Here is a 15,917-nt window from a genome sequence, read left to right as displayed (position 1 = left end):
CTACGCCAAGGGCGAGGGCGGCGGCGACGGACCCTGGCGCCTGACCGGCCTCGACCCGGAGGGCATGGACCTCCTGGCCGGCGACCGCACCGCGCGCATCCGCTATCCGGCGCCGGTCACCGACATGGGCGGCCTGCGCAAGGTCCTGGTCGAGATGGCCGCGAAGGCGCGCGAGGCCCCTGTAGCGAGCGAATGACGCCGCAGTCGCAACGACGTGGCGCCCGAGCGGATCGGCCGCGTCCGGCATCTCCCGTCGCCCGGGCCGGCCGCCTCACCGCGGCGGCCGCGGCTTCCTCGCGCGACGGCATGGCGGCGTCCGCCTCATCGGCCCAGGGCCGTCGCCCGGGAAAAATCCCCCGTGTCCCGATCATCGCCGACGGGTATCGGTTCCGGAGCCGGCATGGCCTCACCCGGATCGTCCGCGGAGCGGGCCGGGACGGCCTGGTCCCGCACCCGGCCGGAGGAGGCGTCGGCGGTGTCGGCAGCGATCATCCTGGTGAAGAGGAGGTGCAGCACGACGAGGCGGACGGCGTTGGCGAGGCAGAGGGCGATGCAGGCTCCGTTCAGGCCGAACCCGATGATGAGCGGGATGGCGATCGGGATCGTCGCCACGGCCCCGGCCGCGTTCACGATCAGGGCCTGCTTGGCTTGCGAGACGCCGTGGAAATAGGCGCACACGATGTCCGTCACGAACGCGGCGAGGGCCGCGATGGCGAGGAGCCGGACCGGGGTCGCGATGTCCACATAGGGAGAATGGGCACCGTAGATGAGGCCCAGCACCTCGTGGGGAAATGCCACGATGGCCGCCAGGAACACGATCACGATGGGCATCCCCGACAGGGCGAGGGGGTGGGTGGCGCGCCAAGCCTCCGCCTTTCCCCCGGCATGCGCCCGTGAGGAGACCTGAAGGATGACGTTGCCGAGCCCGATCATGAGCGGGTTGAGCAGGTTGACGATGTTGAAGCCGGCCTGGAGCAGCGCCGGCAGAGCGGCCCCGGACAGGGCGGCCAGGAACCAGAACAGGAACTGGACCCGCAGGGCGGCGCAGAGGTTGTTCGCCAGCGCCCATCCGCCGAGGCGCCAGAATTCCAGGACGACGGCCCGGATGCGGGTCATCGCATGCCGGCGCAGGGAGAACCCAACCTGTATCCCCTGGAGGACGGCCGCCGCCGCCGATGTGACGGTCATGGCATAGAGGGCGGTCTCCAGGGTCAGGTCACCCCGGAGCGCGAGCCAGAGGGCGATCAGGATCTGCCCCATATAGCTGACGATCTCACCGGGGACGGCGGCTCCGAAGCGCAGTTCCACGAACAGGTAGCGCCGGAACGCCTCCTGCACCTGCCAGACGAAGAAGTAGACGAGCAGGGCCGCGATGAGGTCCGGCCGGCCGATGAGGAAGGCCGTGACGGCCAGGACGAGACCGGCCGGAACGCACAGGCCGACGAGCAGGATGAAGCTCACGCTCATCAGTTCGCCGATGCGGCCCCGGTCCGCGGGATCGGCCAGGACCGACATCGGATAGAACAGCACCGACGCCATGACGGTGTAGAGGATCATCAGGATCCCGAAGAGCAGCGCGAAGGCGCCGTATTCCTGCGGCGGCAACGTTCGCGCGAGGGCGATCGTGAACAGGAAGTTGCCGAGGCTCGCGACGCCTTGATCGATCAGGGGCCAGGCGATCCGTGCAGCCCGCACTCTAGCGAGCACCGGCCGGCTCCACCGCCGGCGGCGTCGGGCAGGCTACGGCCGCGCGGGACAGCGGCGCGCCGCCTCCGCCGACAGGCGTGAACACGATGATGATCGAAGCCATGATCGACATCCGCTGGATGGCCGCCGAGAAGAAGTCGTGCAGACAGGGAACGGGTCCGTCGGGCCGGTCCTATGAGGACAGCCTGGACGGCAGCAGGTCGCCGCGGGCGTGATGCGCCCCGGCTTCCTCGAAATGCCCCCGGTAATCGTTGTAGTGGGAGCATTGGTCGACCACGCGGAAGTCCTTGTGCTCCGTCAGATTGACATGCGTCAGGACCAGGCCGCGCAGGCGCACGGAATTGTCCTGCAGCCGCCGCAGGGCCGCCTGGACCGTCTCGCGCGGGGTCCGGTTCCAGGCAACGGCCAGGATCGTGACATCGGCGAGGCCGCCCATCGTCAGGACATCCACGGACAGCATCACGGGGGGAGCCTCGAAGAGGACGAGATCGAAGCTCTCCCGCGCCCGCTCGATGAAGCTCTCGAAGGCCGGTGTCAGGAAGAGGTCGTGCGAGTCGCCGTGTTCGGCCCGATGCAGCACGACGACCTTGCCGGGGTCGCTCCGCAGCGGGAAACCCGCCGGGTCGCCGAACACGACATCATCGAGGCTGGGCCGGTCGGTCTCCCCATGGAGGCGCGGCGTGCTGTCGATCACGAGGGTCCGGATGCCGCGCTGAGCCAGGAGGCTCGCCATCGCCATGCAGAGAAGCGATTTGCCCTCGCCGGGCACCGAGGACGTCACCATGACGACGCGGGGCTCGGCCAGGGCGCGGGCTCCGGTGAGCGCCGCGCTGACGAGGCGGATCGATTCGTCGAACATCCGGACCTCGGCGGCCGACGAACCGCCGGTGAGTTCCGGCACCATGCCGAGGCAGCGGTGAGAGGTTTCGTGCGCGATCTCGGCATCGGACCGGAAGCCGGTGTCGCGCCGGTCCATCATGACGGCGTAGCCGACCCCCACGCCGCCCGCCCCGAGGACGCCGAGGCAGATCAGCAGGAGCCGGTTCGGCCCCGACGGGACCGTCACGGGCTTGGCCACCATGACGATCTGCGTGGTCGATGATTTCATCCCGGTGAGCGCCAGCGCCTGGGCGTGGCCGTCGCTCAGGAGCTTGAGGCGCTCGCGGATGGCCACCGCGTTGGTCTGCAGGCTCTGCAGCTTGGCGTCCTGCCCCATCCCCTCGACGAGGTTCGCCTTCAGCACGTCGACCCTTTCGGCGAGGTTCGCCTCGTCGGCGGTGGCCGCCTTGACGTCGCTCTCGAGATTGCCGATCGCGCGCTTGATCTCCTCGCGAAGCCGCGATTGCGCGGCCTCGATATTGGCCTTGGCCTGGAGGTAGGCCGGATGACGCGGTCCGGTGGCGGCGACGTTGGCGAATTCCCGCGTGGCCGATTCCGCGCTCTCCAGCATCCTCTGGATCAGGGGCGCGCCGGAAAGGTCCTGCGCGGAGGGGGTGCCGCCGGCGGCGAAGACCTCCTGGGCCCGCGACAGGCGCGCCTCGGCGGCGAGCCGGGTCTGGCGGGCGGCGGCGAGCTGGGCCACGGCATCGCGCACTTCCTGCTGCGGCAGGCTCATGCCCTGCGTGCCGCCCTCCACATAGCCGGTCTGCCGCCTGTAGCGGTCGACGGCCGCCTCGGCGGTCTCGAGCTCGCGCCGGCTCTCGCCGATCTGCTCCTCGAGCCAGGTCCTCGTCCGCTCGGCCGCCGCCACCCCCATCTCCAGGCGGTTGCGCAGATAGGCGTCGACCACGGCGTTGACGATCCGCGCCGAACGCTCCGGCGAGGTCGAGTTGTAGGACACGTTGATCAGGTAGGCCCGCGTGTCGTTGGTCACGGTGAGGTTCCGCGAGACTTCGCGGGTCACCGCCTCCACCGAGGCGGTGGAATCGGCGGGCTCCTTCGCCGGTCCGGGCAGTACCGTGGAAAGGATGCGGGAGACGAGGCCCGGCCCCCGCGCGAAGGCCGGGTCGTCCTGGAGCTTGAGGTCCTCGACCGCATGTCTGACGGTGGCCAGCGAACGGATCACCCGCGCCTCGCTCTCGACGATGGCCCCGGCATCGAGGCTGGTCGCCGCCTGCTGGTTCGGCGACGTGGCCTGTGAGGCGGCGACGCGGCTGAGATCGACCTGGATCAGGGATTCGGCGCTGTACTTGTCGGGCAGCGACCAGCAGATGGCGGTCGCGAGCACCAGGGCGGCGGCGGCGAGCCCGACGATCACCCGGCGATGCCGAAGGATCGCGGTGAGGAACCCCAGGGTCTGGGCTTCGTAGGTCTGGCGGAGCACGACGCTGACCCCGCCCTTGGAGTGGTCCAGAACCCGGTTCATTCGGTCCTCGTTGATCGTAGCAGGCGCGACGCTCCGGTCGGGGGATCGGCCGTCTTCCGAGCATCCGGTCCGTGACGGCGGAGCTTGCATGCACCACCCGGCCGATCCGCCGTCTGGTCGGGGCGATTGAGCGGGATTTCGACTTCGCTTGGGAAGTGAGATCACGGACTAACCCGTTCGCCCCCCTGCTCTAGACCGTTTTTCGTCTTCCTTTCCGCGAGCGGGAACCCGCACAGTTTCGCAGAACCCGGCACAGGGGCGGCGGCGTCGGAATCTCGACACGGCCGTGACTGTCGCGGCGGGCGAGAACAGCGTCCCGAAGGATCGGACCGGTGCATGACCGCTCGGCAAAGGCCTCACCGCCGGCGATGCCCGCCGCCCGCTCCCCTCACCGGGCGGCGGGAGCCATGAGGCGGCGCGCGCTCCGCCTTGCGCTGCCCCTGGCCGGGCTGATCCTCTGGCAGGGGGGCGACCCGGCGCGGGGAGAGGGCGCGGAGGGTGCCTGCCCCGGCAAGGCCGTGCGCGTCGCCGCCGGCGAGTCGATCCAGCGGGCCGCGATCCGCGCCGGTGAGGGCGGGACCATCTGCATCGGCGCAGGCCTCTACCGGATGCAGGAGATCGCGCCCTTGCGCGGTCAGACGTTCCTCGGCGAGCCCGGCAGCGTCCTCGACGGTTCGCGCATCGTCCGGCAGTTCGAACGGGCGGGTCCGTACTGGTCCCTCACCGGATCGTACCCGCGCCATGCGGGCGCCGGCCAATGTCGCGGCGGCGGCTCGCTCTGCCTGCTGTCGCTGGCCGTGTTCCTCGACGGCCAGCCGCTCACTCGCGTCGCGTCCCGCGGCGATCTCGGTCCCGGACGTTACGTGGTGGAGGCGGCGGCCGGCCGCGCGATCCTCGCCGACAACCCTGAGGGACGCCGCGTCGAGGTCAGCGCGGCGCGCTTCGCCTTCCGCAGCCGGGCCGCCGATGTGCGGATCAAGGGGCTCGTCGTGGAGAAATACGACACGCCGACCCAGATGGGGGCGATCCGCGGCGGCGACGGCACCGGGTGGCGCGTGGAGGATTCGCAGATCCGCCTCAATGCCGGGCTCGGCGTCGATGTGGGCTCCGACGGGGCGATCACCGGCAGCACGATCGAGCGGAACGGCCAGCTCGGCGCGGCCGCGCAAGGGCGGCGGATCCTGATCGAGAACAACCGCATCGCTTGGAACAACACGGCCGGCTTCGACCCCGAATGGGAGGCCGGCGGCCTCAAGATCACCCAGAGCCAGGAGGTGGTCCTGCGCGGGAACCACGTCCACGACAATGCGGGTCCGGGCCTCTGGTGCGACATCGATTGCCGCGACGTCCTGTTCGAGAAGAATACCGTGGAGAACAATTCCACCGCCGGGATCTTCTTCGAGATCTCCTACGACGCCGTGATCCGCGGGAATACGCTGCGCTTCAACGGCGCGGGCCATCCGGTCTGGTTCTGGGGAGCCGACATCCAGGTGGCGGCCTCGAGCGGCGTCGAGGTCTCCGACAACACCATCACCGTCCGGCCCGACGGCCGCGCCATCGTGCTCGTCGACCAGGGCCGCGAGAAGGACGGCGGCGGCTTCTACAGGACGACCGGAAACCGCGTCCACGACAACCGGATCCTGTTCACCGGCAGGGGCAGCGCCGGCGGCGTCACGGATACGAACGAGGCCGCCCCGAATGCCCGGATCATCGAGGAGGGCGGCAACAGTTTCGACAGGAATACCTACGCCGCGCCCGCCGACGTGAAGCCGGTCTTCATCTGGGGGCGGACGCCCATCGACTATGCGGGTTTTCGCGAGGCCGGGCAGGAGAAGCTCGGCCGCCTCGTCACGCGGACGGCACCACCTTGAGAAGCCCCCTCGTCGGCCAGTGCGACGTGTCGCCCCTCGCGGATGCGGCGCGGGACTTGAAGAGCATCAGGTTGTCGCCCGACAGGATCATCTCCCGCCGCTCGCGCAGGAGGATGTCCTGCAGCGGAAAGCTGGTTCCGTCGCCCGGCAGCATCCAGTCGTGCGGTTCGACGATGATCGCATGTGGCTCGGAGACCCAGCCGATCTCGCCGGAGAACACGTCCTTCTCGAAGCCCTCGACGTCGATCTTGACGATCAGCAGCTCGCCGTTGGGGATCAGGTCCTTGAGTTCCGCGATGACGGTGATCGGGATGCCGTGGTCCGCCCGCTCGGTCCGCCCGCTGTCGGCGTCGCCGTTGCCGTGTTCGAGGTTCACGCAGCCGCTCCGGCCGCCGAGGGCGGTGGGGACGACGCAGATGTTGGGGCAGACCTCGGTGTTCTTCCGGCAGACGGCGAGGTTGTCCTCGTCCGGCTCCACCGCCAGCACGACGGCCCTCGGATAGGCCCGCGCGAAGTAGCGCGCCGCGATTCCCACATTGGCGCCTCCGTCGATGACGATAGGCGTGTGTCCCGCCGCGCAGATCCGCTCGTACTCGCTCCGGGTGGCCGCCCCCTGGCGGACCCGGTCGAGGTCGTAGACCATGCGGCCGAAGACGGATCTCAGCACCTCCATGTCCGGCGTGTGCGGCCGGATGTAGAACGCGCCGTGGACCGTCCGGACCAGACGGGCCTCGCGGGAGGAGGCGCGGCGGTGCAGCCCGCGCAGGAGCACGGGCAGGCCGAGTTGTTTGACGTCGCTGTAGTGCCTGTAGGCGCGATCGACGAAATCCATCTGCGGTCTCCCTGCCGGGCACGGGGTGTCGTCGATCGCGGAACGGGGCGGATCAGGCGCTCTTGCGCACGGGATAGTGCATCAGGCCGTCGAGCCTGCGCCGGAGGATGCCGGCGAGCTTGTCGACGGCGGGCTCCTGGAACAGCGTCTCGTGCGTCGCCGCGATCTTGTGGATGTCGATCCCCCCCCGGACGAGGCCGCCCCAGCCGAGATCCGGCCCGGCGAGGAGATAGGGGACATACGCGTCCGTCGAGCGGAACAGCAGCATGCTCCCCGCATAGGGCTCGGGCGTGTAGCGGCCCTGCGCGACGAGATAGGCGTTCATGATGAACTGCGCGCGGTACATGTCGGGGATCGGGACGTTCGGGTCGAAGCGCTCCCGCGCGAATTCCGCGGCGCGGCGGCGGCGCTCGATCAGGCGGGACGGCCAGCCCAGCGTGTAGCCGAGGCTCCAGCGGCGGACCGCCCAGAGCCGTTCGACGGTACTGTGCTGCTGCGCGACGCTGGTGGTCGACAGGGTGTCGAAGAGGACCAGGAGCGCGATGGAATAGCCCGCGCGGGTCAGTTGCTGCGCGACCTCGTAGGCGATCACCCCGCCGCCGGAATAGCCCGCGATCCGGTAGGGACCGTGCGCATCGACCTCGCGGATGGCCGCGATGTAGGAGGCCGCCATCTCCTCGATGGAGTCCAGCGGCGCGAGCCGCCCGTCGGCGCCGCGCGCCTGCAATCCGTAGAAGGGCTGGTCCCGGCCGAGGCGCCGGCTCAGCTTCTCGAAGTTGAGGACGTTGCCCTGGCCGCCATGGATGCAGAAGATCGGGGCACGGGTGGGCACGCCCCGGCAGATCTCCACCAGGGGCGACCAGGCGACGGCCGGCATCGCCAGCACCTTGTCCGACGCCGCCGCCCCTTCGGCGCCGTCCGCCGCGGGTTCCGGGGCGATCATCCCGCCGACCAGGCTCGCCAGTTGCCGCAGGGTGGAGGCGCGGAACAGGGTGGCGATCGGCAGGTCCACGTCGTGGTTCTTGCGGATGCGGGCGAACAACCGGACCGCCAGGAGCGAGAACCCGCCGAGCTCGAAGAAATCGTCCTGGGGACGCACCGCGGGGACGCCGAGCAGGTCCGCCCAGTACCCACCGATCTGGCGTTCGATCTCGCTCGCGTAATCCGCCTCGCCGCTCTCCGGCCAGGCCGAACGCTGTGCCGCCGGCGGCTTCGGGCGGATCGCGGACAGGGCCTCCCGGCGCAGGTCGGACAGGGCGATCGACGACGCGACGATCCCGGCGCCCCGGCAATCGAAGACCCGGCGGAACAGGTCGGGAGCGTCCGCCGCCATGATGCCGGCTTTCAGCCGCGCTTCGAGGCTCGGGGGATGCGCGTCGGCCTGCGAGGACTTCACGGCGCGGGACACGCTCTGCAGGGTGAAGCCTTCGAAGACGGCGAGCGGCACGCCGTTCACATCGCCGATGACCACGTCGAACCGGGCGGAGGCACCGTGCTGCAACGCCGTGAGCCGGGCGTGGCTGCGGATCCGGCAGGGCCAGCGCCCCGGCGCGATCCGCATGCGCTCGATCGAGGTCGGGACGTAGACCATGTCGTCGGCCGGGGGCGCGAGGAGATGCAGCCCGAAGGTGGTCGCGATATCGGTGAGCGCGGGATGCGCCGTGATCCCGTCGAGGTCGCCCGCGAACTCGGCGGCCAGTTCGAGTTCGGCCACGGCCTCCCAATCGCCGCGCTCGATCCAGCGTATCGTGTGCCAGCGCGGCCCGAACGTCACGGTCTCGCCCTGCGGGAAGCCGAGGCCCGGAAGCGCGTGCACCCCCTCCCGGCGCGCCGCCCGGCGGGCCACCCGCCGGACCGCCCAGGGCAGGGTCGATCCCGGCCACAGGGTGGCGCGCGCATGCTCGACCCATTCCTCGCCCAGGAGGGGGCGGCTCTCGACGGAGAGGGCGAAGCCTCCGCCGTCGAGGGCCGTCAGCGTGGTGCGCACGAGACGCTTCACGCCCGGCTCGAACACGAGGGGTAGATCGACCGTGAGCCCCCGCAGATCGACGCCGGAGGACGTGAACCCCGCCGTGGCGGCCGCGAGCGCGATCTCGGCATAGGCCGCGCCGGGCAGGATCGGACGACCGTCGAGGACGTGTTCCGCCAGCACCCACATGCGGGCGGGGTCGTAGAGGGCCTGGAAGGTGATGGCGGTCTCGGTGCGGCCGGTCTCGACCCCGAGGAGCGGGTGACCTTCGGGGGTACCGGACAGGACCGCTCCCCCGTAGATCCGGGCCGCCATGCCGATATCGCCCCAGATCCCCCAGGCCACCGAGAGGCCGTCGCCGCGCCGGGCGGCCAGGGCGTCCAGGGCGGTGTTGGCGGCGGCGTAATCGACCTGGCCGGGCGGCCCGATCTGGGCGCTGGTGGAGGAGAACACCACGAACAGGTCGAGGCTTCCTTCCGGCAGCAGCGCGTCGAGGACCAGCCCCCCGGCCAGCTTCGGCGCCATCACCCGGCGGCTCGATTCGACGGTCTTCTCCATGATCGGGCCATCGTCGATGGAGCCGGCCGCATGGAACACACCGTGGAGCGTGCCGAAGCGCTGCCGCGCGGCGACGACGACCCGCTCCATGGCGGCGCGGTCGGTCACGTCGGCGCTCACCGCGAGGATCTCGGCCCCCTCGGCCTCGAGGTCGCGGATCGCCGCCACATGGGCGGAGGCATCGCGCCCCACCAGCACGAGCCGCGCGGACACGTCGCGCGCCAGCCACCCGGCGAGGGCGAGGCCCAGGCCGCCGAAACCGCCGGTGACGAGATAGACGCCGCGCTGGCGCAGCCGATGGGGAAGCCCCGCCGGCCCCTCGATGCGCGTGGGCACCATCCGCTGAACCAACCGCGTGCCTCCGCGATGGGCCACGAGATCGACGCCGTGCTCCGCGTCGCATTCCGCCAGGACGAGGGCGGCCTCCGCCACCGGATCCGCGTCGCGGCCGGAGACATCCTCGCCGCCGAGATCGATGAGCTGCGTCGCCAGGCCCGGCATCTCACGGGGCAGGACGCGGCACAGGCCGAGCAGGGTCGCGCGCTCCGGGTGGCGGGCCGCATGGTCCGGGGGCGACTGGCTCTCCCGCGTCACGACGCTCAGGCGCTTGGGCACCGCGACGTCGCAATATTGCATCGCCTGGCAGAGGGCGAGAAGGCTGTCGAAGCCCAGTGCCTGTTCGGCGCAGGGGCGCTCCGGGGACGGGTCCGGCGCGCTCGTCGACCAGAGGTGGAGGATGTGATCCGGCGCCATTCCATCCCGGTCGAGGGCCGCGACGAGGTCCCGGTACTGGGTCGGCTGGTCGGGCGTCAGCTGGAACAGGCGGTTGCGGACGCTGAAGGCCTCGCCTGGACGCACGACGGTCACACGCGCGCCCCGGTTCTCCAGGGCCGCCAGGATCGCGGTGCTCAGTCGCGAGGCGTCGGCGAAGACCAGCCATGTCCGGTCCGGCGCGGCTGCGCGGGGCGCGACGGGCACCGGCATCCAATGCGGCACCGAGAACCAGTTCTCCATGGACTCGAGGCGCTGGAGCCCGTCCGCCCCGGCATCGAAGGCCACCGGCATCGTCGCCGCCCGCACCGGCTCGATCCAGTGCCGGTGTTTCTCGAAGGCGTAGGTCGGCACGGGAACCCGGCGCGCGTCGTCACTCCCACGGATCGCCGCCCAATCGACGTCATGGCCGCAGGCCCAGAGCTTGCCGATCGCGGTCAGGGCGACGCAGACGTCCGATTCCGTGTCCCCCGGCTGGCCCATGGTCGGAGCGATGGCCAGAGGCGCGAAGCCCCCGCCCTCCGCGAGACGCGCGAGGGCACCGAGGCTGTGGCCCGGCCCGATCTCCAGGAGCGCGCGGTCCGGCTCGGCCAGGATCGCCGAAACGCCGGCCGCGAAGCGGACGGTCTCCCTCAGATGGGACACCCAATAGTCCGGCCGCGTGAGTTCCCCCGGCCCGACGAAGGCGCCGCTGAGGTTCGAGACGAAGGGGAGCGTGGGCTCGTAGAGGGCGATCGCGTCCAGGCGCGCGCGGAACCGGTCGAGGAAGGGGTCGAGCATGCGCGAATGGGCGGCGACGTCGATGCGCAGGCGGCGGAACTCGATCCCGTCCTCCGCCAGCCGCCGTTCGAGGGCGGCGATCTCATGGACGGAGCCGGTCGCCACCGTGAGCGTCGCGGCGTTCTCCGCCGCGATGTCGAGGGCGTCACCCATCCGCTCGCGCAGCTCGGCGGAGGGCAGCGACACCGCCAGCATGGCGCCCGCGGGCGCGGCCTCGAAGATCTGCCCGCGCAGGACGACGACGGACAGGGCATCGGCGAGGGACATCACGCCGGCGATGCAGGCGGCGGCATACTCGCCCATGCTGTGCCCGATGACGGCGGCGGGGCGGATGTTCCAGGCGAGCATCATGCGCGCCGTGGCGTATTCGACGATGAACAGGGCCGGGATGGTGTAGCGCGGCCGCGCCAGGAGGGCGGCCGCGGCGGCATCGCCCGGCTCGCTGTCGAGGAGCAGCGCCCGCAGGCCGTCCGGGGCATCGGGCGGCAGCAGCGCGAGGCAGGCCTCCAGCGCCTCGCGGAAGGCCGGCACGTCCCGGTAGAGGTCGCGGCCCATGCCGGGATATTGCGCCCCGCCGCCGGGGAACATGAAGACCGCGCCGACGGTCCCGGCACCGGCGCTGCCCGTTCCCATGCGGCGATGCGTGTGGCCGGCCAGGATCTCGCACGCCCCCGCAGGATCGCGGGCGACGACGGCGCAGCGATGCGGGAAGGCGCGGCGGCCGGTCTGGGTGGTGAAGGCCGCGTTCGCCAGGGTGAGGTCCGGCGAGGGATCGGCCAGCGCCTCGCGCCATTTGCGCTTCGCCCCGTCGAGGGCCTCGGCGGTCCGTGCCGACAGGGCGAGGATCTGCCAGTCCCGCGCGGGACCCGGCACAGGCGCGGCCGGGGCCTCTTCCAGGATGACGTGGGCGTTGGTGCCGCCGACCCCGAGGGAGTTCACCGCGGCGCGCCGGGGCGTCCCGGTGCGGGGCCAGGGCCTGGCCGTCGTGACCACGGTGAACGGGCTCGCGGAAAAATCGAACCGGCCGTTGGGCCGGGCGCAGTTGAGGCTCGCGGGGAGTTCCTCGTGGTGCATTGCCAGGGCGACCTTGATCAGGCCCGCGACGCCAGCCGCCGTGTCGAGATGCCCGATATTGGTCTTGAGCGAGCCGATGCCGCAGAACTGGCGCCGGCCGGGGACGGAATAGGCCTCGCTCAGGGCCGCGAGCTCGATGGGGTCTCCCACCGGCGTGCCGGTCCCATGGGCTTCGATGTAGCTGACGCTGCCGGGGTCGACCCCCCCGACCGCGAGGGCCTCGGCCGCCGCGCGGGCCTGCCCCTCGACGCTGGGCGCGAGGTAGCCGGCCTTGGTCGAGCCGTCGTTGTTGACGGCGGAGCCGCAGATGACCGCGTAGATGTGGTCGCCGGCGGCGACCGCGTCTTCCAGGCGGCGCAGGGCCACGATGCCGGCCCCGCTGCCGAAGAGGGTGCCGTTGGCCGCGTCGTCGAAGGCGCGGCAATGCCCGTCCGGCGACAGGATCTCGCCCTCGGCGGCCCGGTAGCCCTGTCGGTGCGGCACCTCGATGGTGACGCCGCCGGCCAAAGCCATGTCGCATTCGCCCGAGAGCAGGCTCTGGATCGCGAAATGGACCGCGACCAGGGAGGTCGAGCAGGCGGTCTGCACCGAGATGCTCGGACCCTGCAGGTCGAGGAGATAGGAGGCCCGGGTGGCGAGGAAGTCCTTGTCGTTGCCCGTATGACGCAGGAGGAAGAGCCCCACCTGTTCGACGAGCTCGGCATTGGTGAGCAGGTTGTTGGCGAAATAGGCCTGCATCCCGCAGCCCGCGAAGACGCCGATGGCCCCCGCGAACGCCTCGGGACGATGGCCCGCATCCTCCAGCGCCTCCCAGGCGCATTCGAGGAAATGCCGGTGCTGGGGGTCGAGGATGGCCGCTTCCCGAGGGCTCAGGCCGAAGAAGCCCGCATCGAACGCTTCCATATCGGGCAGGACCATGCCGGCCTTGACGTAGCGCGGGTCGCGCAGATGCGTGGCGGAGACGCCGGAGGCCAGCAGTTCCTCGTCGCTGAACCAATGGGTCGCCTCGCGTCCCGACTTCAGCAGATGCCAGAGCTCGCCGGTCGTGGCGGCATCCGGGAAACGCCCCGCCATGCCGATGATGGCGATCCGGCCCGGTGCATCACCTGCTGTGTCGGGGGTCGGCGAAAACATGGCGTACCTCACGTATTCTGTGGTGACCGAGGGCTCAGGCGACCGTCGCCGGCATCTCCTGGCGGCGTCGGAGCGCCTGCCGCGCCTTGGCCCGGTCGTGTCCCCGGTCCGACGCCGAGGGACCGGTGGCGAATCCTCCCAGATGCAGGGAGAGGGTGCGGATCGTGGGGAAGCGGAACAGGTCGGTGATCGCGATGTCCCGGCGGAGCTCCTCGCCGAGTCGGCGCTGGACCTGAACCACGAGGAGGGAGTGACCGCCGAGGTCGAAGAAGTTTTCCGTGGTGGCGACCACCCGGCGACCGAGCGCTTCGCCCCAGATGCCGGCGATCAGGGCCTCCAGCGAACTCATCGGCGCCTCGGGCGATGCCGAGTGCGTCTCCGGTGACCGATGCGGCGCCGGCAGCGCGCCGCGGTCGACCTTGCCGTTCAGGGTCATCGGGAGGGCAGGCAGAACGACGATCACGGCCGGGACCATGAAGGCGGGCAGGGTCGAGGCCACCGCCTCGCGCAGGGCCTCGGGCCGCAGGGTCGCGCCGTCCCTGGCGGTGACGTAGGCCACCAGACGCTGGTCGCCGTCGGTATCCTCCCGCGCCACCACGACGGCGGCGGCGATGCCGGGCTGGCGCGCCAATGCGGCCTCGATCTCGCCGAGCTCGATCCGGTGCCCCCGGACCTTGACCTGGTGATCGAGCCGCCCGAGGAAGACGAGCCCTCCCGAGGCGTCCCGGCGGACGAGGTCGCCCGTCCTGTAGAGCCGCCCCGGACCGAACGGATTGGGAATGAACCGCTCCGCCGTCAGCGCGTCGCGTCCGAGATAGCCACGGGCGAGGCCTTCCCCGCCGATATGGAGCTCGCCCGCCAAATGGGCCGGGCACGGTCGCCGGTGCGCGTCGAGCACATGCAACGTGGTGTTGGCGATGGGCTCGCCGAGGGTCACGCCGCGTTCCACGCCGTCGATCTCGACCACGGCCGACCAGATCGTCGTCTCCGTCGGCCCGTACATGCCGAGGAATCTGCCGGGCAGGAGGTCGCGCAGCCGGCCTGCGAGGTCCGCGCTCAGGGCCTCGCCGCCCACCATCATGGTGCCGAGTTGCGCGAGGGCGCGCCGGCCCGCCGCATCGGCCACCAGCATCCGGGCCATGGAGGGCGTGCACTGGAAGTGGGTGACCCGGTGCCGGACGATGTCCTCCGGCACCGAGGCCGGCGCGGTGGAGGTGAGGGTTCCGGCCAGAACCATCAGGCGCTTCAGGTGCTCGAGATGGTCGAGGGCGAGATCGGTGGGCACCCCGAAATCGACGAGGCACGCGATCTCGTCGGTCCCGATGCGCCGCACCGCTTCGACCATGCCGAGGCAGGATTCCGGGGTGCCGAACAGGCCGCCGGTGCGGTGATAGCGCTCGAAGGCGTGGTCCAGCAGCGCGTCGCGATCGGCGGGCGACAGGTCTTCGGCGTCGAGGATCTCCGCCGGCGTGCGGCCGTCCGAGGCCGCGCGCTGGACGAAGGTCGGGAAGGTCCAGGCGGCCTGCCTGACCAGATCCATCGCGCTGCCGAGGTAGCGCTTCATCGGCTCGCGGACGGTCTCGCGGACCGCATCCTCGTCCTCGCCCACGAAGGTGTGGAGCATGAGGGTCACGTGGCCCTCGCCGGCATGGCCGGCCTCCCGCCAGGCCTGGCGGTATTGCCGGATCTTGTCCGCCAGTTCCTCGAGGGTCTGGCCGAGGAGATGGGTGAGGACGCCGCATCCCAGCCGCCCGGCCTGGACGAAGGTGTCGGGATTGCCGGCGGCCGTGAGCCACATCGGCAGTTCGGGCTGGATCGGCCGGGGCATCGTGCCGATCTCCACGACCTTGCCCAGGGGATTGGGGAACGGCAGGCGCTCGCCGCGCCAGAGGCGGCGGATGTCGTCGATCTGCCCCGCCATTCTCTCCTTGCGCTCGGCGAAGCGCTCGGGGGCCAGGACGAAGTCGTTCGGCTGCCACCCCGAGGCGAAGGCGATCCCGGCCCGGCCCTTCGACAGGTTGTCGATCATCGCCCAGTCCTCGGCGACGCGCAGGGGATGGTGGAGCGGCAGGACGCAGCTGCCGGCGCGGATCTTGACGCGCTCGGTGCAGGCGGCGAGGGCGGCGGCGCTCAGCGCCGCATTGGGGTAGAGGCCGCCGAAGGCGTGGAAATGCCGCTCCGGCGTCCACACCGCCTCGAAGCCGTTGCGGTCGGCGAAACGCGCGCCCTCCAGCAGCAGGCGGTACTTGTCCTGCGGGTCCGCCGCGTCGTCGTTCGAGAAGTAGAACAGGCTGAAGCCGGGGCCGGGACTCGGCTCGGAGCGCGGACCGTGCAGCACCACCGTAAAGCCGCGCGCCAGGGTCCAGAGGATCTCCAGCACCGAGATGTCGAAGGACAGGCTCGTCGCCGCGAGCCAGATGCCGGGGGGATCGTGCGGGATGCGGGCATCCATGCCGGCGCAGAAATTCATCAGACTGCGATGGGTGATCGCCACACCCTTGGGCCGGCCGGTGGAACCCGAGGTGTAGATGACGTAGGCGAGATCCTGCCCGCCGGCGCGACTGGGCGGCGGCGCGACCTCGCCTTGCGCTTCCGCGGTGTAGAGCACCGTGGCCGGAGCGAAGGCGAGGCGCTCCTGGATGGGGCGGCTCGTCAGCAGCACCTCGGCGCCCGAATCGTCGAGCATGTAGGCGAGGCGCTCGCGCGGATAGTCGGCGTCGAGGGGCAGGTAGGCCGCCCCCGCCTTCAGGGTCGCCAGGACGGCCACGACGAGGTCGGGCATCCGCTCGTGGCAGATGCCGACGATGGTGCCCGGCCCGATGCCGGCCGCGACGAGGCGGCCGGCATCGGGCCGGG

The 15,917-nt window shown here is 71.1% G+C and carries 7 protein-coding genes; 2 read left to right on the top strand and 5 right to left on the bottom strand.

Annotated features, from left to right (window positions below):
- Positions 1-196, top strand: a 196-nt coding sequence (locus MBTS_RS21875; RefSeq protein WP_192216464.1) for a DUF2470 domain-containing protein, incomplete at its 5' end; no start/stop codon positions are given.
- Positions 197-321: 125 nt separating this feature from the next.
- Here MBTS_RS21875 and MBTS_RS24165 read toward each other — a convergent pair.
- On the bottom strand, positions 322-1,707 hold the full coding sequence (locus MBTS_RS24165) for a lipopolysaccharide biosynthesis protein (RefSeq protein WP_192216463.1): 1,386 nt from the start codon (positions 1,705-1,707) through the stop codon (positions 322-324).
- A 172-nt stretch (positions 1,708-1,879) separates the two neighbouring features.
- Positions 1,880-4,072 carry a GumC family protein gene (locus tag MBTS_RS21865; protein WP_192216462.1) on the bottom strand — a complete coding sequence of 731 codons (2,193 nt, stop codon included), beginning with the start codon at positions 4,070-4,072 and terminating at the stop codon, positions 1,880-1,882.
- A gap of 332 nt (positions 4,073-4,404) precedes the next feature.
- On the opposite strand from MBTS_RS21865, the gene MBTS_RS24160 reads away from it, so the two are divergent.
- Positions 4,405-5,943: a right-handed parallel beta-helix repeat-containing protein gene (locus MBTS_RS24160; RefSeq protein WP_147833458.1), complete on the top strand. Its 1,539-nt coding sequence runs from the start codon at positions 4,405-4,407 to the stop codon at positions 5,941-5,943.
- On the opposite strand, the gene MBTS_RS21855 is transcribed toward MBTS_RS24160, so the two are convergent.
- From MBTS_RS21855 to MBTS_RS21845, 3 genes are all read right to left on the bottom strand, one after another.
- Positions 5,921-6,775 carry an FkbM family methyltransferase gene (locus tag MBTS_RS21855; protein WP_147833459.1) on the bottom strand — a complete coding sequence of 285 codons (855 nt, stop codon included), beginning with the start codon at positions 6,773-6,775 and terminating at the stop codon, positions 5,921-5,923. The genes MBTS_RS24160 and MBTS_RS21855 overlap by 23 nt on opposite strands.
- 52 nt (positions 6,776-6,827) lie before the next feature.
- On the bottom strand, positions 6,828-13,061 hold the full coding sequence (locus tag MBTS_RS21850) for a type I polyketide synthase (RefSeq protein WP_192216461.1): 6,234 nt from the start codon (positions 13,059-13,061) through the stop codon (positions 6,828-6,830).
- Positions 13,062-13,095: 34 nt separating this feature from the next.
- Positions 13,096-15,917, bottom strand: a 2,822-nt coding sequence (locus MBTS_RS21845) for a MupA/Atu3671 family FMN-dependent luciferase-like monooxygenase (RefSeq protein WP_192216460.1), incomplete at its 5' end; no start/stop codon positions are given.

This window comes from Methylobacterium bullatum (assembly GCF_014845095.1).
GTDB lineage: Bacteria > Pseudomonadota > Alphaproteobacteria > Rhizobiales > Beijerinckiaceae > Methylobacterium > Methylobacterium bullatum.
This window is presented reverse-complemented; position numbering and strand designations above follow the sequence as displayed.

Excerpts from the sequence above, each read along its gene's own strand:
- MBTS_RS21865 (WP_192216462.1), bottom strand. The coding sequence starts at position 4,072 with ATGAACCGGGTTCTGGACCACTCCAAGGGCGGGGTCAGCGTCGTGCTC.
- MBTS_RS21855 (WP_147833459.1), bottom strand. The coding sequence starts at position 6,775 with ATGGATTTCGTCGATCGCGCCTACAGGCACTACAGCGACGTCAAACAA.
- MBTS_RS21850 (WP_192216461.1), bottom strand. The coding sequence starts at position 13,061 with ATGTTTTCGCCGACCCCCGACACAGCAGGTGATGCACCGGGCCGGATC.